The 20,824-nt window shown below is 51.7% G+C and carries 20 protein-coding genes and 1 pseudogene; 2 read left to right on the plus strand and 19 right to left on the minus strand.

Annotated features, from left to right (window positions below):
* Nucleotides 1-10 precede the first annotated feature (10 nt).
* From OR1_RS00435 to OR1_RS00455, 5 genes and pseudogenes are all read right to left on the minus strand, one after another.
* Nucleotides 11-1,521 (minus strand): annotated as a pseudogene (locus OR1_RS00435) (cobalamin-dependent protein).
* A 53-nt stretch (nucleotides 1,522-1,574) separates the two neighbouring features.
* Complete coding sequence (locus tag OR1_RS00440; protein ID WP_041969281.1) at nucleotides 1,575-1,931, minus strand: hypothetical protein; 357 nt, start codon at nucleotides 1,929-1,931, stop codon at nucleotides 1,575-1,577.
* Nucleotides 1,932-2,020: 89 nt separating this feature from the next.
* On the minus strand, nucleotides 2,021-3,187 hold the full coding sequence (nifS, locus tag OR1_RS00445) for a cysteine desulfurase NifS (protein ID WP_041969282.1): 1,167 nt from the start codon (nucleotides 3,185-3,187) through the stop codon (nucleotides 2,021-2,023).
* The gene (gene nifU, locus OR1_RS00450; RefSeq protein WP_041969284.1) at nucleotides 3,184-4,044 is read right to left on the minus strand and encodes a Fe-S cluster assembly protein NifU; all 861 of its coding nucleotides are present in this window, start codon (nucleotides 4,042-4,044) and stop codon (nucleotides 3,184-3,186) included. Before nifU ends, nifS begins: the two co-directional genes overlap by 4 nt.
* A 57-nt stretch (nucleotides 4,045-4,101) precedes the next feature.
* Nucleotides 4,102-5,523 (minus strand): phosphoglucomutase/phosphomannomutase family protein, encoded by a 1,422-nt coding sequence (locus tag OR1_RS00455; RefSeq protein ID WP_041969286.1) that lies wholly within the window; start codon nucleotides 5,521-5,523, stop codon nucleotides 4,102-4,104.
* Nucleotides 5,524-5,727: 204 nt separating this feature from the next.
* On the opposite strand from OR1_RS00455, the gene OR1_RS00460 reads away from it, so the two are divergent.
* On the plus strand, nucleotides 5,728-6,018 hold the full coding sequence (locus OR1_RS00460; RefSeq protein ID WP_041969287.1) for a PxxKW family cysteine-rich protein: 291 nt from the start codon (nucleotides 5,728-5,730) through the stop codon (nucleotides 6,016-6,018).
* Nucleotides 6,019-6,085: 67 nt separating this feature from the next.
* Nucleotides 6,086-6,535 carry an NUDIX hydrolase gene (locus OR1_RS00465; protein ID WP_041969289.1) on the plus strand — a complete coding sequence of 150 codons (450 nt, stop codon included), beginning with the start codon at nucleotides 6,086-6,088 and terminating at the stop codon, nucleotides 6,533-6,535.
* 45 nt (nucleotides 6,536-6,580) lie between these two features.
* Here the strand turns inward: OR1_RS00465 and OR1_RS22640 are convergent, their stop codons facing one another.
* From OR1_RS22640 to OR1_RS00525, 14 genes are all read right to left on the minus strand, one after another.
* A complete protein-coding gene (locus tag OR1_RS22640; protein ID WP_237754183.1) occupies nucleotides 6,581-7,336 on the minus strand; it encodes a bifunctional diguanylate cyclase/phosphodiesterase in 756 nt (251 codons plus the stop codon).
* Nucleotides 7,317-8,906: a diguanylate cyclase domain-containing protein gene (locus tag OR1_RS00470; protein ID WP_237754184.1), complete on the minus strand. Its 1,590-nt coding sequence runs from the start codon at nucleotides 8,904-8,906 to the stop codon at nucleotides 7,317-7,319. The genes OR1_RS22640 and OR1_RS00470 overlap by 20 nt, the downstream gene beginning before the upstream one ends.
* 16 nt (nucleotides 8,907-8,922) lie before the next feature.
* Nucleotides 8,923-9,312, minus strand: a complete 390-nt coding sequence (locus OR1_RS22645; RefSeq protein WP_237754194.1) for an MqnA/MqnD/SBP family protein — start codon at nucleotides 9,310-9,312, stop codon at nucleotides 8,923-8,925.
* The gene (locus tag OR1_RS00475; RefSeq protein ID WP_237754185.1) at nucleotides 9,200-9,748 is read right to left on the minus strand and encodes a menaquinone biosynthesis protein; all 549 of its coding nucleotides are present in this window, start codon (nucleotides 9,746-9,748) and stop codon (nucleotides 9,200-9,202) included. Before OR1_RS00475 ends, OR1_RS22645 begins: the two co-directional genes overlap by 113 nt.
* A 73-nt stretch (nucleotides 9,749-9,821) precedes the next feature.
* Complete coding sequence (gene gcvH, locus OR1_RS00480) at nucleotides 9,822-10,208, minus strand: glycine cleavage system protein GcvH (protein ID WP_041969291.1); 387 nt, start codon at nucleotides 10,206-10,208, stop codon at nucleotides 9,822-9,824.
* 3 nt (nucleotides 10,209-10,211) lie between these two features.
* Nucleotides 10,212-11,552, minus strand: a complete 1,341-nt coding sequence (accC, locus tag OR1_RS00485; RefSeq protein ID WP_041969292.1) for an acetyl-CoA carboxylase biotin carboxylase subunit — start codon at nucleotides 11,550-11,552, stop codon at nucleotides 10,212-10,214.
* Between the two features lie 9 nt (nucleotides 11,553-11,561).
* Entirely contained in the window at nucleotides 11,562-12,029 is a 468-nt protein-coding gene (gene accB, locus OR1_RS00490) for an acetyl-CoA carboxylase biotin carboxyl carrier protein (RefSeq protein WP_041969294.1), read from the minus strand.
* A gap of 57 nt (nucleotides 12,030-12,086) precedes the next feature.
* Nucleotides 12,087-13,154 carry a Xaa-Pro peptidase family protein gene (locus OR1_RS00495; RefSeq protein WP_041969295.1) on the minus strand — a complete coding sequence of 356 codons (1,068 nt, stop codon included), beginning with the start codon at nucleotides 13,152-13,154 and terminating at the stop codon, nucleotides 12,087-12,089.
* Between the two features lie 13 nt (nucleotides 13,155-13,167).
* Nucleotides 13,168-13,608 carry a type II 3-dehydroquinate dehydratase gene (aroQ, locus tag OR1_RS00500; protein ID WP_041969296.1) on the minus strand — a complete coding sequence of 147 codons (441 nt, stop codon included), beginning with the start codon at nucleotides 13,606-13,608 and terminating at the stop codon, nucleotides 13,168-13,170.
* A gap of 7 nt (nucleotides 13,609-13,615) precedes the next feature.
* A complete protein-coding gene (locus tag OR1_RS00505) occupies nucleotides 13,616-13,981 on the minus strand; it encodes a roadblock/LC7 domain-containing protein (RefSeq protein ID WP_041969297.1) in 366 nt (121 codons plus the stop codon).
* Nucleotides 13,960-14,991 (minus strand): lipopolysaccharide assembly protein LapB, encoded by a 1,032-nt coding sequence (locus OR1_RS00510; RefSeq protein WP_041969299.1) that lies wholly within the window; start codon nucleotides 14,989-14,991, stop codon nucleotides 13,960-13,962. Before OR1_RS00510 ends, OR1_RS00505 begins: the two co-directional genes overlap by 22 nt.
* A complete protein-coding gene (aroB, locus tag OR1_RS00515) occupies nucleotides 14,991-16,103 on the minus strand; it encodes a 3-dehydroquinate synthase (protein ID WP_041969300.1) in 1,113 nt (370 codons plus the stop codon). The genes OR1_RS00510 and aroB overlap by 1 nt, the downstream gene beginning before the upstream one ends.
* A gap of 77 nt (nucleotides 16,104-16,180) precedes the next feature.
* Nucleotides 16,181-17,368, minus strand: a complete 1,188-nt coding sequence (gene aroC / locus OR1_RS00520; protein WP_041969301.1) for a chorismate synthase — start codon at nucleotides 17,366-17,368, stop codon at nucleotides 16,181-16,183.
* A 377-nt stretch (nucleotides 17,369-17,745) separates the two neighbouring features.
* The gene (locus OR1_RS00525) at nucleotides 17,746-20,790 is read right to left on the minus strand and encodes a CFI-box-CTERM domain-containing protein (RefSeq protein WP_041969302.1); all 3,045 of its coding nucleotides are present in this window, start codon (nucleotides 20,788-20,790) and stop codon (nucleotides 17,746-17,748) included.
* Nucleotides 20,791-20,824 lie beyond the last annotated feature (34 nt).

Consider the following 20,824-nt stretch of genomic DNA (forward strand, 5'->3'; position numbering starts at 1 on the left):
AGTAACCGGTTCAAGGAATGGGGGCAACGACACTCTGGCGTTGGCTTGCCTGTGATGCCCTGACACTCCTGATAAGCTGCTTCACCTCGTCCGGCATCTCCCCGCCGGCCTTCATTGCCGCTTTCATCTGATCAGCCAGGTAAGAATGGTTGATCAATAGATCCAGAACCGAAAGCATGAACTCCTGCTTCCAGGATGAAAGGGTATGGAGGTTCCGGAACTTGTGCATAAAAAACCTTCTGTGACGCCAGTCCCAACTCCTTTTCCAGTTGCTCCATAGTCATGTTTCGGGGTTTCAACACCGGTTCAACAAGATTGTATTTCCGGTAGTCGCTCGTTGCAACATAAGGTGCCAGCTCAGGGTAGAGATCGGAATACGGCCACGGCGCAATGGCCAGGAAGAACCCCCATGTCCGGGTTGTAATGCTTGGCAAGCTCCACCGTCTCCGCGATTGTTTCAGGGGTGTCGTCCGGCATGCCCAGAACGAATGAGGTCTCCGAGACCATGTCTGCGCCGTTTATCAGGTCGATCGCCTTCTTGGACTGCTCCACCTTAGTATCCTTCTTGAACAGATCAAGCGTCTCCTGCCGTCCGGCCTCGACACCGACATAGATATGCTCTACCCCGGCGAGACGGTATTTATCCATGATATCCGCATCGCGGAGGATGTCGTCGACGCGGGTCTCAAGCAGCAGCTTAACCTGCACCCGGCGGCTGATCATAAGGTCCAAGATGGCGTTCCAACGGCCGAGGTCGAAGGTGGGGATCTCATCCGAAAGCATCGCCACCTCTACGCCGAACCGTGAATGCAACAGCTCCAGTTCCGCAACGAAGTTTTCCGGTGAGCGGGCACGCCATGTCTGCGCCCAGAATAGTTGCTGAGAGCAGAAGGAGCATTGCTGTTGACAACCACGGGACGATGAGACTATTGCCAGACGGGCGTTCTTCTTTGCGCGATATGTGTAAATAGGCCATTCGACCAGATCCCAGGCTGTTTTAAGCGAGTCCAGATCCTGGATATATGGCCGTTTCGGGGTCGACTGAACCATGCCTTCCTTTATGAAGGCGATCCCTGCGACCTTAGCCGGGTCATCTCCCGCATTCAGGCAATCCAACAGCTCAGGGAGCGTCAGCTCCCCCTCTCCCCTGACCACGTAATCAACCTTGTCGTTGTTGCGCTTCAGCACCTCTTCATACATAAAGGTTGCATGGACATTGCCGAGAACCGTTACGATTGCGGGATTAATCTCTTTTGCATAACCACAAAGCTCAATCGCATCAACCACTGAAGCAGTATAGGCAGTAGTTGCCACGACATCGGGGCTGAAAGCCTCTATTCTGCGGCGGATATCAGGCCATTCGTGCCACAGCGACATGGCGTCGTAATAATCCACCTCATACCCGGCAGCTCTCAAAGCGCCGGCGATGTAGACAAAACCGACATTCAACCAGGTACCGGCCGACTCTACCACACCGGAATGGTATGGCGGAGTTATGAGTGCAATTTTCCGTATCTTCATGATAGCCCGGCAATCCATTGTTTATTTAAAGTATAACTGCAACAGAACAACCTTCAAGTATGAAAAGCCAGCAAATAGCCGTACCATCCGCCTGACCCGAAGATAAGCAACAGGATGACATGCTTGATTATCAGCATGATGCGACGGGCACGTTCGGTCTGATCGCCAAATGCGTTGTCCACATAGGTAAAGACCCTCCCTGCTCCGGTTATCATGATGACAGCTGCCGCTGCCAGAGAGTTCCAGAAAAAGACCCGCTCGATGGTACCAAGGAGTTGCGCCACCGAAGGCAAGCTAAGTTGAAAGCTGTGTAGAATCTTTATGCAGGTGACGGACGCAAGCCAAAAGCCGGCAGAAAAATCATGGACAAAACCGTTCAAAACGATGAAAATTTTTTTAAGGATTGGCATAGCTGCCCCGCTATTGGCCGATTTTAGGAAAAAAAGCCACGCAGACGCATCGTACGTGGCTTTAACTTACTGATGATTTTCATCGAATGCTATTTGAGCAGTTCCCTGCCAAATGGTGAGATCTCCCGCAAGCGATGGATTATCGGCGGCAGTTCCCGGATTACGGCGTCGATCTCGTCGTCAGTGGTAAAGCGCGAGAGGGAGAAGCGAATTGAGCCGTGGGCACAGGTGAACGGAACCCCCATTGCCCGCAGAACGTGAGAGGGCTCAAGCGAGCCGGAAGTGCAGGCGCTGCCTGAAGATGCGCAGATCCCTTTTTCCGACAGCAGCAGCAGGATCGCTTCCCCTTCGACAAACTCGAATGCGATTGAAACGGTATTGGGGAGCCTCTCAGCCCCGCCGCCGTTGATCCTTGCCGCCGGGATAATCGTCATCAGCTCTCGTTCCAGGCGGTCACGCATACCCTTAACCCTGGTGTTTTCTTCTTCGAGACTCTGTCCGGCTAGCTCACAGGCCTTGCCGAGCGCAATTATGGACGCTGTCGCTTCCGTTCCGGCACGACGGCTCTTCTCCTGATGGCCGCCAACCATGAACGGCCTGAATGGTACCCCTTTGCGGAGATAAAGAGCGCCGATCCCCTTTGGAGCATGAAGTTTATGGCCCGAAAGCGCCAGCATGTCAATGGTCGATGCGGCCATGTTCAGGGGGATCTTTCCGACCGCCTGCACCGCATCCGTATGGAACAGAGCTCCCTTTTCCTTCACGATCTGTCCTACTTCTTCGATCGGAAATACCACGCCGGTCTCGTTGTTGGCATACATAACCGAAACTATGGCAGTATCTTCATCCACCGCCTTTCTCAGCTCTTCAAGATCAAGCCGTCCGGCCCCATCCACATTGAGTTCGGTCACCCGGTAGCCATGTTTGGTCAGGTTGCGACAGAGGGTCAGCACCGCGGGATGCTCGACACGGGTAGTGATGATGTGCCTGCGGTTTGGGAATACTTCCAGTGCCGACCGGATTGCCGTGTTGTCGCTCTCGGTACCGCAGGCAGTGAAGATTATCTCCGCCGGGTCTGCGCCGAGCAGTGCCGCGACCCGTGACCTGGCCTCGTCAATCTTCTTCTGGACCTGCCCTCCGAAGAAGTGCATGGAACTGGGGTTGCCGTACAAGTTGCAAAAATACGGTCGCATCTCTTCAAAGACGGCATCGTCCACTTTGGATGTCGCATTGTTGTCGAGGTAAATCTCTTTCATTGCGCTACCTCCTCGACAGTGATGTCATCACTTACGAGATCGCGCAGCTTCTGTTCGACAAACTTGGCAGTATAGCCGGACGACGCACAACCGGCACATGCCTTGCGGAAAGCGATCTGCACCACTGTGCCCGCAATGTCGATCAGTTCGAGGTCGCCGCCGTCTGTCCAGAGTTGCGGCCTGATCTCGTTCTCCAGCACCTCCTGGATCAGCTGCATTTTGCGAAGGTTGGTCAGTTTTTCCGGTTTCTTCGGAGCATCCTGTTTCTGTTCGCCGAGCACCTCGGCAATAAGCTCCTTTATCTTCGGGATACAGCCGCCGCAGGCGCCGCCGGCCTTGGTGAAATGGGTCACCTGTTCGGCGGTATGCAACCGGTTCTGGGCAATGACTTTTTTCAGGAACCCGTCAGTCAGGCCGAAGCATTTACAGACGATCTCCCCCTCCTGCTCCTGGTCATGGCCATGGTCGTGATGGACCGGCAGAGGGCCGCCGCGGTATTTGGCGATAGCGACTTCGAGCGCTTCCTGGCCCATGACCGAGCAGTGCATCTTCTCTTCCGGAAGCCCGCCGAGAAAATCAGCTATCTCCTGATTGGTCACTCCGAGAGCTTCGTCCAGAGTCTTCCCTTTGATCATCTCAGTCAGCGCCGAAGAAGACGCTATAGCGCTGCCGCAGCCGAAGGTCTGGAACTTGGCGTCAACGATCCGCTCCTTATTATCGTCCAGCTTGATGAAAAGTTTCAGCGCATCACCGCACGCCAGGCTGCCGACCTCGCCGACCGCATCCGCATCCGGGATATCGCCGACATTGCGAGGATTGAGAAAATGTTCTTTGACTTTATCGGTATAGTCCCACATAAGACCCTCCAGATTTTTCTATCAAATAATATAACCGACAACAGGACAAATCAAGTCCTATTTGCCGAGAATGAACTCTCGACCAGCTGACATAACCTTATTGAGGCGCTCTTCAGACGACGCCTCACCATACAGGCGTACCACCGGCTCGGTACCGGACTTGCGGAACAGCATCCAGCTGCCGTCCTCAAGGATCAGCTTCATGCCGTCTATCGTTACCACATCCTTGACTTTCAGCCCGGCAATCTCGGCGGGAACAGCGGCCACCTTACCCTTGTAGGCAGCCTCAAGGCTCGGGGAGAGTTTAATATTGTCACGCCTTGTAAGGTAGCACCCAACCTTTGCATAAAGCTCTTTTAAAAGCTGCGATACACTTTTGCCTTCCCTGGCGACCATCTCGGCGACCAGGAAACAGGCGAGGATGCCGTCCTTTTCGGGTACATGACCCTTGATCGAAAGACCGGCGCTTTCCTCACCGCCGATAATTATCTTATCCTTGCTGATCAGTTCGCCAACATACTTGAACCCGACCGGGGTCTCAAAGAGTTCAACCCCGTGATGCCTCGCCACCGCGTCGATCAGATGGGATGTGGCCACGCTTCTGGCAACCCCGCCTGACATTTTTCTTACTCTTATCAGGTAATCGAGCAGCAGAGCAATTATATAGTTCGGTTCTATGTATGTCCCGTCCGCGTCAATGATGCCGAATCTGTCCGCGTCGCCATCGGTTGCCAGGCCGAGACTGATTGCCGGATCTTTCCTGACCAGCGCGATGAAATCATGGATGTTCTTTTCCGATGGCTCCGGCGGAAAACCTCCGAAATACGGGTCACGATGGGCGTTGATCTGATGGAATTTCATACCGCGCTTTTTCAGCGGCTCGTCGAGGTAGCCGCGGGCAGTTCCATACAAGGGGTTCAGGGCAATCCCTCCGAGAGTTGCAACGGCATCAAAATCAATTTTTGTCTCAAGATCATCAAGGTAGGCGGAACGGCAATCGATCTCCTCGCAAAGCCCGTCTTTCTTGGCCTTGTCCAGAAATCGTTCTTTGTAGCAGAATTCGCCGAGCATCTCGTTTGCCCGGCGCTCGATATCGCTGGTGGTTTCCGGGAGAGCAGGGCCTCCCCAGGACGGAGAAAATTTAATGCCGTTATACTCCGGAGGGTTATGGCTGGCAGTAAAATTTATAGCCCCGGCAGTCTTTCTGCGGAGAATCTCAAAAGAAATTACCGGAGTGGGAGTGTCGCGATTGCAGATAAATACCTTTACGCCGGCGCCGGCAAGAACCTGAGCCGATTCGCGGACGAATCTCTCCCCCAGAAAACGGGAGTCGCAACCTACTATGAGCCCCTTACTGCTCTCTCCTGTTGCGATCAGGTGATCGGCTATTGCCTGAGTCACTACCCTGACGTTCTCAAAAATGAAGTCCTCACAGAGTATGCCGCGCCATCCTGAGGTACCGAATGCGATCCGATTCATATCCCCTCCCGAGAAAGCAGTTTCTGAGCCAATCAACAGATAATATGGCTGTTAAGAGGTTAATACACACCCCCTGACGAGTCAAGGGAAACCATGGGAACTAAAGATAGTGTTAATGGTTTTTTCCGGTTGACTTAATCAAACCAAAATTGGTAAATTAAGCTTTACGTTTGAAACAGCTGAACGGAAAAGAGGAGGAGAATCATGCAGTGTCAAACCGTGCTTCGCGGTACAGAGTGTACATTCTGGGGGAATCAGGGGTGTGTGTTCTCCGGTGGCTCTTGCCAGGTAATTGTGGAGAACTGCGAAGGATGTGAAAGGGTTACTGAAGGCTCGATCGGCCAGGTCTGCAACGCTTATCCCGCACCTGGCAAGAAGTGGGTCGACGGTATATGCAATTTCGCCACACATGTTAAGGTAGAAATCAAGAGTGAAGAGCTCAAGATCAACCCTCTCAAGGCTTCGAAAAAAGCTGCCGGCGGGAAAAAGAAGTAACTTTTATGGGGACGAGTCCCCGAGAGTACCGGGGGGCCTATGGCCCCCGTTTTTTTATGAGGTGCACATGGCTTTCGATACCATCACCTGCCCCAGATGCGGGGAGCCGGTCAAATCATACCGCAATCCATTGCCGACGGTAGACATCATTATCGAAACGGAACATGGAATAGTCTTGATTGAGCGGAAAAACGAACCTTTTGGCTGGGCGATACCCGGCGGGTTCGTTGACTATGGCGAATCTCTGGAGAATGCTGCAATAAGGGAGGCTAGGGAAGAGACTTCTCTGGAGGTTTCAGGCCTGCGACTGCTCGGGTGCTATTCGGATCCGTCGAGGGATAGCCGTTTTCATACTATTTCGACGGTTTATTTCGGGAGAGGTTCGGGAATACCAAAGGCAGCGGATGACGCAAAAAACCTTAGCGTCTTTACCCTGGAAAATCTGCCGGCAAAGCTTTGTTTTGACCACAATAAGATCCTGCAAGACTATGCGGACCTAAAGGGAAAAACCAGTTAATCTGCGCATCTGATCAACCTCCCCTTCATGAACTCGGTCACCTTATCATGCGGCATGGGCCGGCTGAAATAAAACCCCCTGCATCTCGTCACAAAGCTTTTCCTTTAAAAATTCAAGCTGACCCCTGGTTTCCACCCCTTCGGCAATCACCCTGAGGTTAAGGCTGCTCCCCATAGCAATAATTGCCGACGCAATCGCAGCATCAGTAGCACTTGACTCAACTTCGCTGACAAAGGTCTTGTCGATTTTCAGCGTGTTAACCGAAAAACGCTTGAGATGCGAAAGTGAAGAATATCCCGTGCCAAAATCGTCTATGGAAATATGAATCCCCATGTCCCTGAGATTATTAAGCATGTTAATGGTAAAATCAGGATTCTGCATTATTACTGTCTCTGTTATCTCGAACTCAAGACATCCCGGATCGAGCCCTGTTTCCGATAATATTTCCTGGACGAATAACAGGAAATTCTTCTGCTGCAATTGATACCCGGACAAATTTACTGCAATCCTCAGATTTGCTAACCCTTCCTGCTGCCAAGCGACATTTTGGGCACACACCTTCCGGATGACCCACTCGCCGATCGGGATGATCAATCCGGTCTCCTCAGCCAGCGGAATGAACTCTGCAGGCGAAAGCAACCCGAGATCAGGATGCTCCCATCTCAGCAAAGCCTCAAATGCCGTTATTTCTCCGCTTAAGATGTCGACCTTGGGCTGGTAGTAAAGCAGGAACTCATCATTTTCCACTGCTTTCCTGAGGCTGTTTTCCAACACGAACCGTTTATGGGCATTTTCGTCCATTGAGGTATCGTAGAATTTGTAAGCGTTGCTCCCCTCCGATTTTGCGGCATACATGGCAATGTCGGCCGTTTTTTATCAGGTTGTCCAGATCCTCGTCATCACATGGATACAGGCTGATTCCAATACTGGTGGTAATGAATAGCTCATGATCATCAATAAGGTGCGGAGTGGAAAGAGATGCGAGGATTTTTGCAGCTATCTTTTCGGCATCGGATGGCTCACGAAGGTTAACCAGTATGATAACGAATTCGTCTCCACCGATCCGGGACGCAGAATCAACCTCCCTGACGCATGAAGAAAGCCGTTTGGCGACCGACTGCAAAAGCCTGTCCCCCACCGGATGGCCAAGGGTGTCATTGATGATCTTGAACCGGTCGAGGTCCAGAAAAATAACCGCCATTATGCTCCCTTCGCGGTGGGCATAAGCCCTGGCCTGCTTCAGACGGTCATACAACAGGACCCTGTTGGGAAGCTCGGTCAAGGAGTCATAATGGGCAAGCTGGTAAAGTTGTTGTTGCGCCAATCTCCTTTCAGAGATGTTCCGGCATATCCACCAGACAGCAACCGGATTATTGCCGCGAAAACTGCAGGTAAAGGTTCCCTCAACTGGTATTGCCTTGCCTTCCTTGGTCACCAGATCGGTTTCAACGGTTTCCGAATAGCCATGTTTTATTGCGTGGCCAACTGCAGCATTGTATGCCTTTTGTCCTGCAATTGATATTGAGCCGGTGATCTGAAGCTCAAGAACCTCCTCCTTGTTATATCCCAATGATTTACACACTGATTTGTTGGCATATATGACGCGTCCTTCAGGAGTGAAGCAGAGAATAAGGTCATTGGCAGTATCGATAAAGTTGATCAACCGCTCTTCACTTTCCCTGAGCAGTTGAGACTCGGTCCTAATTACCCCCATCAGGAAAGTGGTCACCAATGCGGCTACAGTGTTGATAATCGCCACCCAAAGCCAGCGCAAGGCAATGTACAGGTAATCATGATGCAACTCCCCTGCAACAAAAGGCATCATGACATACTCTATAAGCCCGAAATATTCAGCCGCCAGCAATGCTCCGAACAGGAGACCACCGATTGCGCCCAATATCCAGACATCGCTTTTTTTCTCAAGCAGAAACGCCGCTTCTATTGTCACTACCAGATATACCGCCCAGAACCAGCTGGAGACGCCACCGCTCACATGCACAAGTGCGGTGACAAAAAATATGTCGAGTAGGATCTGATAGTGATCGACAAAACGGAAACGGCTAATCCGGTCATACCAGAACTGATAAACCAGGTTATAAACGGCAACGGCAAGAACACTGCCGATAAGAATAAACTTCTGCTCCTGCGATATGAAAAACCCGTAGCGGCTGAAAGAAAAAACGCTGCCCGCAGAGATGACATACGATCCGATAAAAACAAGGAGGAGCCAGCGAACCCTGGCCACGAGCCGGCTTCGCCCCTCGGCAACGCTGATCGGCTCAATCTTGCGACCGTTGCGAACTCCCCTAAAGCGGTCTGCAAGGGTATCAAACCATCTGGCGCTCCCTTTATTACCGTTGATGTCTGACATCAATGTCTCCGTGGGCTTATCTAACCAGAGGGAAAAAAGATAGTTCCGGGGATTGCCCGATAATGCCCAATTCACTTGCGTACTGATAAAAAGATCTGACTCCGGCAATCTCGCGTTCGCCAAGATCATAGGAGATTGTCTGCCAATAAGATAGCAGATTATCTACGCCATACCATTCAAGACGCGATCCCGTTACATATAAACTAAGCCTGTCCCTGCTTGCTACCTTTGCCTGCTGCAGGGCGCGCGCCAAATCAATCACCTGTTCCTCTTTGCCGGCGACAGACTCCCTGTTAACGACCCAGAGCGCATATACGAACGGAAGTCCGGTGAACCGGAACCAAAGTTCGCCCAGATCGTAGACATATTGACCCCCCCCCGCTAATACTCTCCCGCATGGCCTGATTTCCGATGAGAAGTAAAGCACCGAACGCCTCTGTAGCCTGTTGCGGCATCATGTCCGTACGCAGAAATCTGTTATTGAATCCGAAAAATTTGGCCAGGATTATCTTAAGAAGTGCTACTGAGGTGTCTGACTCGTTAGTCAGACCAATAGTTGCGCCGTCAAGTGTTTCAACCGGCTGATTCGAAAAAAGCAATACACTTTTGACCGGGCCGGTGGCACTTATGGAAAGATCAGGGAGAAGCCAGTAACGCTTCGGGTCAACTCCGTACAGTATTGATGACGAAGGTGAAAGGTCGATTTCGCCTTGCGACAGCATGGCGTTCAATATTGCGGGCACGCCGTTCACATAACTGTGTCTGTTATCACTAAGCTCATCCAGTGCCCGGAACAGAGGGATACAATTAGCATACTCTATCCTGCCAACCCTGAGAGTCATGACTGATGTACCTCAACAAAAAAAACAAGGCGAGTATCCCCGCCTTGTGAAAGTGTGATAATTCTGGCTCCTATCACTCTTCTTCCGCTACATAATCCTGATAATCTTCTGCAGTCATGAGAAGGTTGAGTTCATCCTTGTCCGACAGCTCAACCTCGACAAACCAGCCACCGTCGTAAGGATCGTCATTGATAAGCTCCGGGGCGTCAACAAGCTCTTCATTGCTAGCCAATACCGCACCGCCCACAGGGGCGTACAGATCGGCTACAGTTTTTCTGGCCTCGATCGACCCGAACGAATCATCCTGTTCAAGTTCATAACCTACTTCGGGAAGTTCAACCGAGGTAATTACCCCCAGCTCTTTCTGGGCATAATCGGTAATTCCGATGACAGCCCGGTTCCCTTCGACACGCACCCAGAAGTGCTCCTTGCTGTACTTCAGTTCCTCAGGAAAGTCCATCTCCTACTCCAATACAATACGCTCTAAAAAGCTGGTATCGATGTTCCCTTCAATGAAATCCTTGTTGGCCATTATCCGCTTGTGAAAAGGTATGGTCGTTTTTATACCATCGATTATATATTCGTCAAGTGCTCGCGCCATTCTGCAGATGGCATCGTCTCTTGTTTCAGCATGAACGATCAGTTTCGCTATCAGCGAGTCGTAATGCGGCACTACTGAGTAGTTGGCGTAAGCAAACGAATCTACGCGGACCCCAAGCCCACCTGGCGGGTGATAAGCAGTGATCCGGCCGGGACAGGGGGTAAACTTGAACGGATCCTCGGCGTTGATCCGGCACTCGATGGCATGACCGTTGATCTTGATATCGCTCTGTTTGTAACGCAGCTTAACACCTGCCGCTGACCGGATCTGCTCCCGCACGATATCGACACCGGTAACCATCTCGGTGACAGGATGTTCAACCTGAACCCTGGTATTCATCTCCATGAAGTAGAAGTTGTTCTGTTTGTCGACCAGAAACTCCATAGTACCAACGCTGCTGTATCCGACAGCTTTTGCAGCTCTGACCGCCGCATCCCCCATTGCTTTCCTCAACTCAGGCGTGCTGATGGTGGAAGGAGCCTCCTCAATAAGTTTCTGGTGGCGGCGCTGGATCGAACAATCGCGCTCGCCGAGATGGATCACATTGCCGTGTTTGTCGCCCATAATCTGTATTTCAACGTGACGCGGCTGCTCGCAGTATTTCTCAATGTAAACTTCCGGGTTGCCAAAACCGGCCTGGGCCTCGGCCCTTGCGGTGGCAAAGGCATTGGGGAGGGTAGCGGGCGAATGGACAATCTTCATCCCCCTGCCGCCACCACCGGCTGTGGCCTTGATAATTACCGGGAATCCGATCTGTTTGGCGATCTTTACCGCCTCATTGACATCCTGGACACCTTCCTTGGTGCCGGGGAGGATCGGAACCCCTTCCTTTATGACTGCCTGGCGGGCGCTGATCTTATCCCCCATTATCCGCATACTTTCGGCAGAGGGGCCGATAAAGGTTATCCCGCATTTTTCGCAAATTTCAGCAAAACCGGCGTTTTCCGATAGGAATCCGTAGCCGGGATGAATGGCCTCGGCATCGGTCAGTTCTGCGGCACTGATGAGAGCGTTTATGTTCAGATAGCTCTTCAGGCTCGGCGCCGGACCTATGCAGACACTCTCGTCGGCCAGTCTGACATGAAGCGATTCGCGGTCGGCTTCCGAGTAGACAGCGACGGTTTTAATGCCGAGTTCGCGACAGGCACGTATTACACGAAGCGCTATTTCGCCACGATTGGCGATGAGAACTTTATAAAACATGTAAGACCCCTAAGCTTTCTCGACAAGGAACAGAGCATCGCCAAACTCTACCGGCTGGGCGTTTTCCTTGCATATTTTTATGACCTTGCAGCGGTATTCCGCTTCAATTTCGTTCATAAGCTTCATCGCTTCAACAATGCAGAGCACCTGCCCTTTCTCCACCACCTGACCGACCTCGACATAAGGAGCGGCGTCAGGTGCCGGGGCACGATAGAATGTGCCGACGATCGGAGAAGTGATCGGATCCCCCTTCTCAGTTGCGGCAGGGGCAACAGAGGCTGTTGCAGCCGGAACCACCTGGGGAAGGGCTGAAGAGATCTGCGGTGCGGACATAACCTGCGGTGCCTGAAGATGCACGACCTCAGTGGTCGAACCACGCTTGATCATGATCCTTTCTTCCTGGTTTTCAACCTCGAATTCCGTTATGTCAGTCTCTGTAACCATCTTTATCAACGTCTTGATATCTTTGATGTCCATACTAATCTCCTTTTCAAACGGCAGCATCAACTGCCTCACGCTAAAAATCCGCAGTATTCAAAGCACCTGCAGTTCCTTGGAAACCTTTGTCAAAAGCCGGCACCCGGATTTCTCAACCGATACCGTATCCTCGATCCTGACCCCTCCGAGACCTGGAACGTATATGCCAGGCTCGATTGTGAAAACCATCCCCTCAGCGGCAACCTCCTCGCTCCGAAAAGAAACAAGAGGCTTTTCATGAACTTCCAGCCCGACACCATGCCCCAGACCATGGCCGAAATAAGGTCCGAACCCCTTCTCGGCTATATAGGAACGGGCTATCCGGTCGAGCTCTTTCAGGGGAACTCCGGGTTTTACCGCATCAATGGCCCGGTCATGGGCCTCTTTTACGATGGAATAAATATCAAGCAGCCTTGGGTCAACCCCACCGACTGCGACAGTAACAGTTTCATCCGAATTATAGCCATGAAAAATCGCGCCGAAATCAAATGTCACGAGTTCACCGGCAGACACCAACCGCTCGCTGGCATGACCATGGGGGAGCGCCCCCCTCTCTCCCGATGCGACAATGAAATCAAAGGCCTTGTCGTCCGCACCCAGGCGCCGCATGGCGATTTCCAGCTCCAGGGCGAGTTCCCGCTCCGGAACTCCGGGCTTTATCAAAGGCAGAACAGCCAGGAACGCCTCGGAGGCCAACCCGGCAACGGTCTCCAAAAGGGTAAGCTCTGACTGGTCTTTGATGCACCTGATCTCGGCCAGTTCATCCTTGAGAGGCACAAACTCGGCTACCGGGAGTTTCCCCTTGAGCTCGTCAAAGACCTCCACCGTAAGCTGAGACGCAATAAATCCGATCCGGCGGCAACTATTGGCAGAAAGCCATTCTACAACCGCATCGAGTTTGATCCGGTATTCGGCAACAGGGAATCCTGAAACCTCGATACCGGCCTGGGTGGTATAACGTGAGTCGGTGAGGAAGCAACCGCTGTCCGGGGTCACCAGCAACACCCCGTCGCTACCGGAAAAACCCGACAGGTAACGTATCGAGTGAAGACTCGTTACCAGGAGCGCATCCAGACTATGTCGCTCCAAACACTCTCTGGCCGAAAAGATTCTGTCTTTTAGCATAATCAATGGGGGATTACAATCTCAATTTAATATGACTAAAAATTGCGCGAAGCCCCAGCAGATAACTATTTACGCCGAATCCGGAAATCTGGCCGACGGCAACTGGAGCGATATGGCTTTTACAGCGGAACTCTTCGCGGGCATGGACATTAGAGATATGGACTTCAACTACAGGAAGTGCCACGGCAGAAATAGCGTCTCTGATTGCTATGCTTGTATGGGTGTATGCAGCCGGGTTGATCAGGATTCCGGCGCAATCGGCCTTTGCCGCCTGAATGGCATCGACTATCGCCCCTTCGTGATTGGATTGCATGCATGAAAGTTCGATCCCGAGTTCTACGGCAAGGTTTTGCAATGCGGCATTTACGTCTGAGATCGTCTGGCTGCCGTAAACATCCGGTTCCCTGGTTCCAAGAAGGTTAAGATTAGGCCCGTGAATTACCAGAATCTTCATATTGTCCTCAATCCTGAAGCATTTCTCTGAAAACTGAAGCATTAAGCCGGAGAAGATACCGACCCAGGCCAAAATTCCCATCTTTCACCATCAGCAGAACCAGGAAAAACTCTTCGTTCAGAGCCCTGATCACAACTCGTAATTCCCCGGTGGAAATGGAAACCTCCTCCATGCCGCCGGTCTTCAACACATCTACGGTTCTCTTGATCTCTTTCAATAAAGTGGCATATTCAACCGCTAACAGCTGCACGTCCAGAGAAACGTCCGGAAGAATGCATTCGTCTATGGGAATACCGTCATAACCCATAATAAGGGCACCTATAGCACCATCCACCTGCTCGACTATGTTTTTCAGTCTCTCCCGGAACGACATTCTCTAGCCCTCCTTATGTTATTCAGCCACCCCTGGAGCATGACAACAAGTTCGTCATTACTGTCGAGACTATCGGACTCCGGCTCCGAAACCGTGACAACAGTCTGTTCGGCTCGATCCGGATACAACTCGGGAACAGGTTCGTCAACTAGCGGTATTTCAACCGGGGGTACCGGTATTCCAGGCTCTTCGGAAAGAAGCTGCTCCAGTTTTGCAATGCGCGTCCGGTATCCCTGATTAGCCGGCTCGGCTTCAAGCAGTTCCCGGTAAATCTCGACAGCATTCCGGTAATGTCCCTGGGCGACATAAAGCTCGGCAATAGTAACTGTCCTGATCCCGGCCCGGGAATCCTCTTCTTCACCAATATCGAACTGCTCATCCCCATCCGGCACAATTACAGTTTGCGCCATCTCGGGTTCCGAGAAAATGGCAGGGGAATCCTCAACTTCTTCGAGCTCTTCAATAAGCTCGAGTTCCTCCAGATCTACAGCCGAATCATCACCAGGCTCAAGCTCAATCAGAAAATTGAAATCTGCAGGCTCTCCTGCCTCGTCCGCAACTATTTCTGCGTTACCTTTGCCAGCGCCAGCAGACTCCCTTTCAAGAGACTCCAGCAATATCCTGCTTTCGGTATCCGAAGGATTCAAAGCAAGTATTGCTTCCAGGGCATTTTGCGCACGACCGTTCTCACCTTTATCCATATAAATCTGGGCCAGGAGTTTCTGAGCCAGGACATTCTCGGGATTGATTCCGATTACCTTCAGCAGCGCAGTCAACGCCTCGGAATTCATACCCTTGTCCAGATAGGCCCGCCCAAGGGCCATATATCCGCCGAAATACTGCGGATGGAGTTCTGTCCCCTTCAGTGCAGTTGAAATTGCATCGTCCACCAGCCCGGACTTCCGGTATAACTCTGCAAGCGGAGCGAAGCAGTACGAAGCAGGGTCTTTTGCCAGAGTGTCCTCGAACTTCTTGATATCTGCCCAGAAGGAAGAATCGTTCAACGCCATTACCCCCCTATGCCGGATGCCGAAAGAAGCGGCCACAGATCGGTTACCCGTTCAAAGCTGAAGCCACCGATACCTTTGTTGCAAACAAAAGTAATGCCACCGTCACGGGACTTTTTATCCCTGACAAGGGATGCGATATACTCTCCCGGCGCAAACTGCGGGGCTTCGGCCGGCAATCCCATCCTGGCGAGCAATGCCCTAATCCGGGCGGTATCTTCCGGAGCAGCAAACCCCTTTTGCTCCGAAAAACTTGCCGCAGCAACCATCCCTATGGCTACGGCCTCGCCGTGAGAATACTTGCCATATCCTGTGAGCAACTCAACCGCATGCCCCAAGGTGTGACCGAAATTCAGTACGGCCCTGAGGCCGGTTTCGCGCTCGTCCTGGGCCACTACATCCGCCTTGAGACGACAACACCAGGAGATAATCTGCTTGAGCGGTTCAGGATCACGCGCCAGGATCTCTTCCGAGTGCTGTTCCAGGAAACCGAATAGTTCTGCATCCAGAACAGCTCCGTACTTGATTACTTCGGCAAGCCCGCCGATGAACTCCCGTTCCGGCAGTGTCGAAAGAGTCATGACATCAATCAGAACAAATCTTGGCTGATGAAACGCGCCCACCAGGTTTTTACCCTTGTCGAGATTGACGCCGGTTTTGCCCCCTACGCTGCTGTCAACCTGGGAAAGCAGGGTAGTCGGCACCTGAACAAACTCGATCCCCCGCAGGAAGGTCGCAGCCGCAAAGCCGGCCAGGTCGCCTACAACCCCACCTCCAAGCGCGACAACAAAACCACCCCGATTCATCCCGGCATCGACAAGATCGTTATAAACGCTAGCCACGGTATCAAGGTTCTTGAACTCCTCTCCGTCCGGTATTTCGACCACTGCCACGTTAAACCCTGCCGATTCGAGCGAAGTTCGGACCGAAGCGAGATAATATCCGGCCACCGTCGGATTGGTAATGATGGCAACCTTTTTCCCGATTTCCAGCTTAAGGCATTCCTGGCCGAGATTCCCGAGAGTGCCGCTCCCTATGGCAATCCCGTAACTGCGATCACCAAGGGAAACCGTCACATCTGGAGAATTTCCCCCAACCGAAGATAAATCGTCCATTCCCGACGATAAGATTTTAGTCATAATAAAATTCCATTATCTCAGTCTTTTCACAGCAACCAATCGCAATACTTTGATCAGAATGACCGAAGGTATTCTATATAGCTTCCGAAATTACGTTCAATCTCTTCAATCGAATCCCCGCCGAACTTCTCCAAAAAGGCGTTGGCGATCTCGATGGCAACCACGGCTTCGGCAACCACAGCAGCTGCAGGAACGGCGCATGTGTCCGACCGCTCGACTGTGGCTTCGAAAGGCTCCTTGGTAACTATGTCCACCGACTTGAGCGGTTTGTAAAGTGTGGGAATCGGTTTCATGGCAGCCCGAACCACTATATCCTCGCCGTTCGAGATTCCCCCTTCAATACCACCGGAATTATTGGTCTTTCTGTAGAATCCGCTCTGAGCGCCGTGTGCAACACGGGCAGAATCGTAATAGATCTCGTCATGAACCTTGGAGCCGGGGTTTCGTGCCGCATCAAATCCGCTGCCGATCTCGACCCCCTTGATCGCCTGGATGCTCATGAGCGCCATTGCCAAGCGGGAATCGAGTTTTCTGTCCCATTGCACATGACTGCCAAGCCCCGGAGGGACGTTTGTCACCACAACCTCGATAACGCCACCAACGGTGTCGCCAGACTCTTTGACCCGGTCGATCTCCTCCTTCATCTTCAGTTCCGCGTCAGCGTCATAGGTGAATAGTTCGGATTTGGTTGCCAGTTCACGCAGTGCCGTAAGAGGAAGGTTTTTCCGCTCCGCCCTGACGCCGGCCAGTTCAGTAACAAACCCGGAAACCGTTACGTCGAACTGGGCCAGCAGGGCCTTTGCCACAGCTCCCACAGCCACACGGACAGCGGTTTCCCTGGCGCTTGACCGTTCGAGGATATTCCGGACATCGGTATGGTTGTACTTCATTGCCCCGGGAAGATCGGCGTGCCCAGGTCTAGAACGCGTCACCCTGATACGGTCGTCCCGATGTCTGGGATGCGGCGACATCTTCTCCTGCCAGTTCTCCCAGTCCCGGTTCTGAATACCGAGCGTTATCGGCGAACCAATGGTTTTCCCCCAGCGCACCCCTGAAAGAATGGCAACAGTATCTTTCTCAATCAGCATCCTGCCTCCGCGCCCATATCCCATCTGACGTCTGGCAAGATCAAGATTAATATCGTCATCCACAAGGGTTAACCCCGACGGAATGCCTTCAATAATAGTAGTCAGTTGCGGGCCATGAGACTCGCCGGCAGTAAGATAACGTAATCTGGTCACAGAACAAACCTCCTATACGAGCTAAAGGAGGGCAGACTACCACGAAATAACTCTCTAAACAACAGGCTCTCCCCAAAAGAGCTTAAACAGCAAATATTGATCGTCATTGAATCCATACTGATAACTTCCTGAAATTATATTGTCAGACAACCGGCACCGCTAATATCGTGAATTATCTCAAATGATGGCGAAATAATACCACAGCTACTCCCAATCGCAATTACATCACAATTGTAACCTGTGGAAAATGAATGAGTTCCTTTTAAGGAACTTCCGCAACTTCAACTAATAACAATTCCAGGATGATGCGCCATGATACAAGAAGACCTCCGGGGAATTGCTCCCAGGAGGTCTTCTAACCTCATCAATACTGGTAATCAGTCCCCTAACGCCTCTTCTTTCCGATGTTTCCTGAAACTGACCACACCCGCTGCAATTGTCGAAAGCAGCAAGGCAAACAGAATCGGGTACTTTACTGCAAAGATCAGCGGAGTAAGAAGAATTCGGGTAACAGCCCTGAGCAGATCGTGCTCGCTGATGAAATCTGCGATTGGCGGGCTGTGCTTATAATAAAATGCCACGAATGCCCTGCCCGGAGCGCTTTTCAACAGGAAATCATCCCGGAAATGACGCAACACCATGACGTGGGGATCAAGATAGCTGCCGTAGGCCGCAGTAGCAATGAAACAACCGCTCTTGCCGCCACCTGAGGACGTGGGAGCAACAGAGGTCCCGTTGTTTCCTGACCCACCGGTATTCCCCCCATTATCCGGAGGAGGAGTGGTTCCTGAGGATGTACCGGTGCCGACCAGGTTGACGGTTTGGGTCAGAGATTTGTCCGTGACGATTGTCAGCTGCGCCGTATTGTTAACTGCGGCTGTCGGCGAGTAGCGAATGGTGAGCGTCAACGAAGCCGAAGAAGCCATGGCCACCGGGAATGTTGGCGCATTGACAATACTGAACGGTGTGTTAACTCCCTGAATAGCGGTAATATTGTAAGTAACCGCACTGTTATTGGTAATCGTCAGGGTGATGTCCTTGGTCTGACCGGACTCGACATTGGCGTAATTGAGAGTGCCGTCGGATGAACCGTCACCTTCGGTCAATGTCATGGTCGGCGGAGTTCCCTGACCGAGCAGAAACACCTGTCGGTCGCCGCCGTCACTCTTGATGGTAAAGTCGCTGTTGAAGCTGCCTCCAGCGGTCGGAGAGAATTTGGCCGTCAAGGTCATCTCACCGGCTGGTGTCAGGTCGTAGGTCTGGCCGTCACTGCAGGTATTGAGTGCTGCAGGGAGATTCTCAAAGCTGAAAGGCGAGGAAGGCATAGGAGAGATGCAATCAATCTTCAAAGCCGCATCGCCGCTGTTACGAACTTTAAAGGAAACCCGCGTCGGCGAACCGCCCGCAATAACATTGCCGAAATCAATGAGCGCTGGTTCAAGAGAGGTATTGTCGGTTTTCAGAACCGTCAACTGCGGCTGGCCGAGCGAAAAGATCTGCCCCATGACATCGGATGCCGTGGACGGAGTCGAGGTGATGCCGGTGGCATCCTTCCAGAGAGACAAAAACTGGTTAGATTGATAATTATAGGCAAGTGCCGGCGCAATCTGGCTGGACGGTTTGGTGGTAATAGCATAATTACCCCCTCTGAGTGTCCCCTCCAGATCGACGTACTGGCCAAAAATATCCAGGTTTTCCAGAGAGACCGTTCCATTCCGACCGTCCTGCCATGCCACGAAATAGCGCTGATTGACCGAGTCATAGGAAATTACCGGCCTGGTCTGTCGGGAATTCGCCACATTGGAGTCCTGAATAGCATCGCCGTTGGTATCCGAGAAAGAAATCAGCTTGTTGGTATTGTACTTGTCCCCCCCGGAATTAATCAGCTGGCCATATAATTTCGTATTATCTCCGTCACGGGTGTCTTCCCAAGCAACCAGGAATTTTCTCGGGACACTAATGTCATCGACTGCCACGGAAGGGTTAGACGCTGTAGCCGTCGCAGCAGCTGCCCCGACACTTAAATCACTTAATTTGACAGAGCCAAATGATGCCTGATTCAACTGTTTATCAAACAGACCATAAATATTGAGCTTACCGTCATCATAAGGAGATGATGTAAATGTTGAAGTGACAATGCCCTTTGCTGCATCGAGAGTGCAGGTAACAATCCCCTTGTTCCGTACCCCTTCCCAGACAAAGAGCGCCTCAGGAGATGAGGTATCAGTTGCTGCAGTGGGGTTATTTAGTGACGTAAAATATTCAAATGTGTATATTTCTTGAGTCGCAGTCGCTGTCGTCGCAAGGAATCGACTGAGTGTTGTCTCCTGATTGCGAATAACTTCCGGCCCAGTTGAAAAATTAAAGATTCTATCTTCTGTCAGTGCGGGATTAAGTTTCATGAGCCCTGCAAAAGTTGTGTCTCCATACGTCCATGTAACCGGAACAGCCCCAAAACAAAGAACAGAAGCAAAGTTCGTCGTGTTTCTAGATTCATTCCAGGTTACCCAGAACTTGTCCCGGGGTCCATCATAGGTTATTTTCGGGCTTTTCCTCGATAACAGTGCATCCCCCGAGTCTGCAGGATTAAGCGTATAACTTGACCACTGAACGTCATAGGAGACACCTGTTTTAGGAACCGGGTCAGTTCTGGTAACAGTAATCGCGCCGGTCAGATAATTGATAGTTCCGCTTCCATCCTGACCAGTCAGAGTGCCGTCGCCATTATCTCGAAAAGCTGTTACAGAGTTTCGGCTTACGTTGACTGTCCCATATACTATGCTTGCCGGCGACAGACTGGAAGTCAATTTCGTTGCCCCGGAGGTATTGGAAAAGATTGCCCCTGTTGCACTTTCCAAAGCTATGGCAGACGATAATCCGTATTGCTTGGATTGAGTGAAACCGGCATTTGCCGCAGCGCCAATGACAGGGTTGACCGATGAACAGGCAGCTCCAGTCGGAATGCCGGTAATACCCGCGTATTGCACATAGCCGCCTGATGATGTGCCGTTGGAATTCTGCCAGACTACGGCTATTTTGTCTCCGGGACGATAAGCGGCACTGGGTACGGTCTGGTTACCGGGGGCATTTGTTATGACAAATTCTGAGCCACAGGCAGTTCCGTCAGGGTTTATAAACTTGCCGTATATGTCGCCGCCGGTGACGTTGCGATTACGCCAGTCTTCCCATACCGAAAAATAGATGTTTTTGTCAGCCAGGTATATTACCTGAGGGTTCTGCTGATCATCATTGGCTGCAGTGACCGTAATCTCGCCCCCTACCAGCTTGGCTACCGATTTTTTCGGCGATCCAGTTGAATTTTGAGAGCCGGTAGTGGTACTTCCCGAACATCCTGTTATGACAATGAGTATCAAAAGGATGATAAGCTGGGTCATATTCAGAAATAACTTATTTAAACTCATATCGGGGGGCTCCTGTTCAATCGGTCAATAAATC

The sequence above is a fragment of the Geobacter sp. OR-1 genome (assembly GCF_000813145.1).
Classification (GTDB): domain Bacteria; phylum Desulfobacterota; class Desulfuromonadia; order Geobacterales; family DSM-12255; genus Geoanaerobacter.

Excerpts from the sequence above, each read along its gene's own strand:
- OR1_RS00440 (WP_041969281.1), bottom strand. The coding sequence starts at position 1,931 with ATGCCAATCCTTAAAAAAATTTTCATCGTTTTGAACGGTTTTGTCCAT.
- nifS (WP_041969282.1), bottom strand. The coding sequence starts at position 3,187 with ATGAAAGAGATTTACCTCGACAACAATGCGACATCCAAAGTGGACGAT.
- nifU (WP_041969284.1), bottom strand. The coding sequence starts at position 4,044 with ATGTGGGACTATACCGATAAAGTCAAAGAACATTTTCTCAATCCTCGC.
- OR1_RS00455 (WP_041969286.1), bottom strand. The coding sequence starts at position 5,523 with ATGAATCGGATCGCATTCGGTACCTCAGGATGGCGCGGCATACTCTGT.
- OR1_RS00460 (WP_041969287.1), top strand. The coding sequence starts at position 5,728 with ATGCAGTGTCAAACCGTGCTTCGCGGTACAGAGTGTACATTCTGGGGG.
- OR1_RS00465 (WP_041969289.1), top strand. The coding sequence starts at position 6,086 with ATGGCTTTCGATACCATCACCTGCCCCAGATGCGGGGAGCCGGTCAAA.
- OR1_RS22640 (WP_237754183.1), bottom strand. The coding sequence starts at position 7,336 with ATGGACGAAAATGCCCATAAACGGTTCGTGTTGGAAAACAGCCTCAGG.
- OR1_RS00470 (WP_237754184.1), bottom strand. The coding sequence starts at position 8,906 with ATGTCAGACATCAACGGTAATAAAGGGAGCGCCAGATGGTTTGATACC.
- OR1_RS00475 (WP_237754185.1), bottom strand. The coding sequence starts at position 9,748 with ATGACTCTCAGGGTTGGCAGGATAGAGTATGCTAATTGTATCCCTCTG.
- gcvH (WP_041969291.1), bottom strand. The coding sequence starts at position 10,208 with ATGGACTTTCCTGAGGAACTGAAGTACAGCAAGGAGCACTTCTGGGTG.
- accC (WP_041969292.1), bottom strand. The coding sequence starts at position 11,552 with ATGTTTTATAAAGTTCTCATCGCCAATCGTGGCGAAATAGCGCTTCGT.
- accB (WP_041969294.1), bottom strand. The coding sequence starts at position 12,029 with ATGGACATCAAAGATATCAAGACGTTGATAAAGATGGTTACAGAGACT.
- OR1_RS00495 (WP_041969295.1), bottom strand. The coding sequence starts at position 13,154 with ATGCTAAAAGACAGAATCTTTTCGGCCAGAGAGTGTTTGGAGCGACAT.
- aroQ (WP_041969296.1), bottom strand. The coding sequence starts at position 13,608 with ATGAAGATTCTGGTAATTCACGGGCCTAATCTTAACCTTCTTGGAACC.
- OR1_RS00505 (WP_041969297.1), bottom strand. The coding sequence starts at position 13,981 with ATGTCGTTCCGGGAGAGACTGAAAAACATAGTCGAGCAGGTGGATGGT.
- OR1_RS00510 (WP_041969299.1), bottom strand. The coding sequence starts at position 14,991 with ATGGCGTTGAACGATTCTTCCTTCTGGGCAGATATCAAGAAGTTCGAG.
- aroB (WP_041969300.1), bottom strand. The coding sequence starts at position 16,103 with ATGGACGATTTATCTTCGGTTGGGGGAAATTCTCCAGATGTGACGGTT.
- OR1_RS00525 (WP_041969302.1), bottom strand. The coding sequence starts at position 20,790 with ATGAGTTTAAATAAGTTATTTCTGAATATGACCCAGCTTATCATCCTT.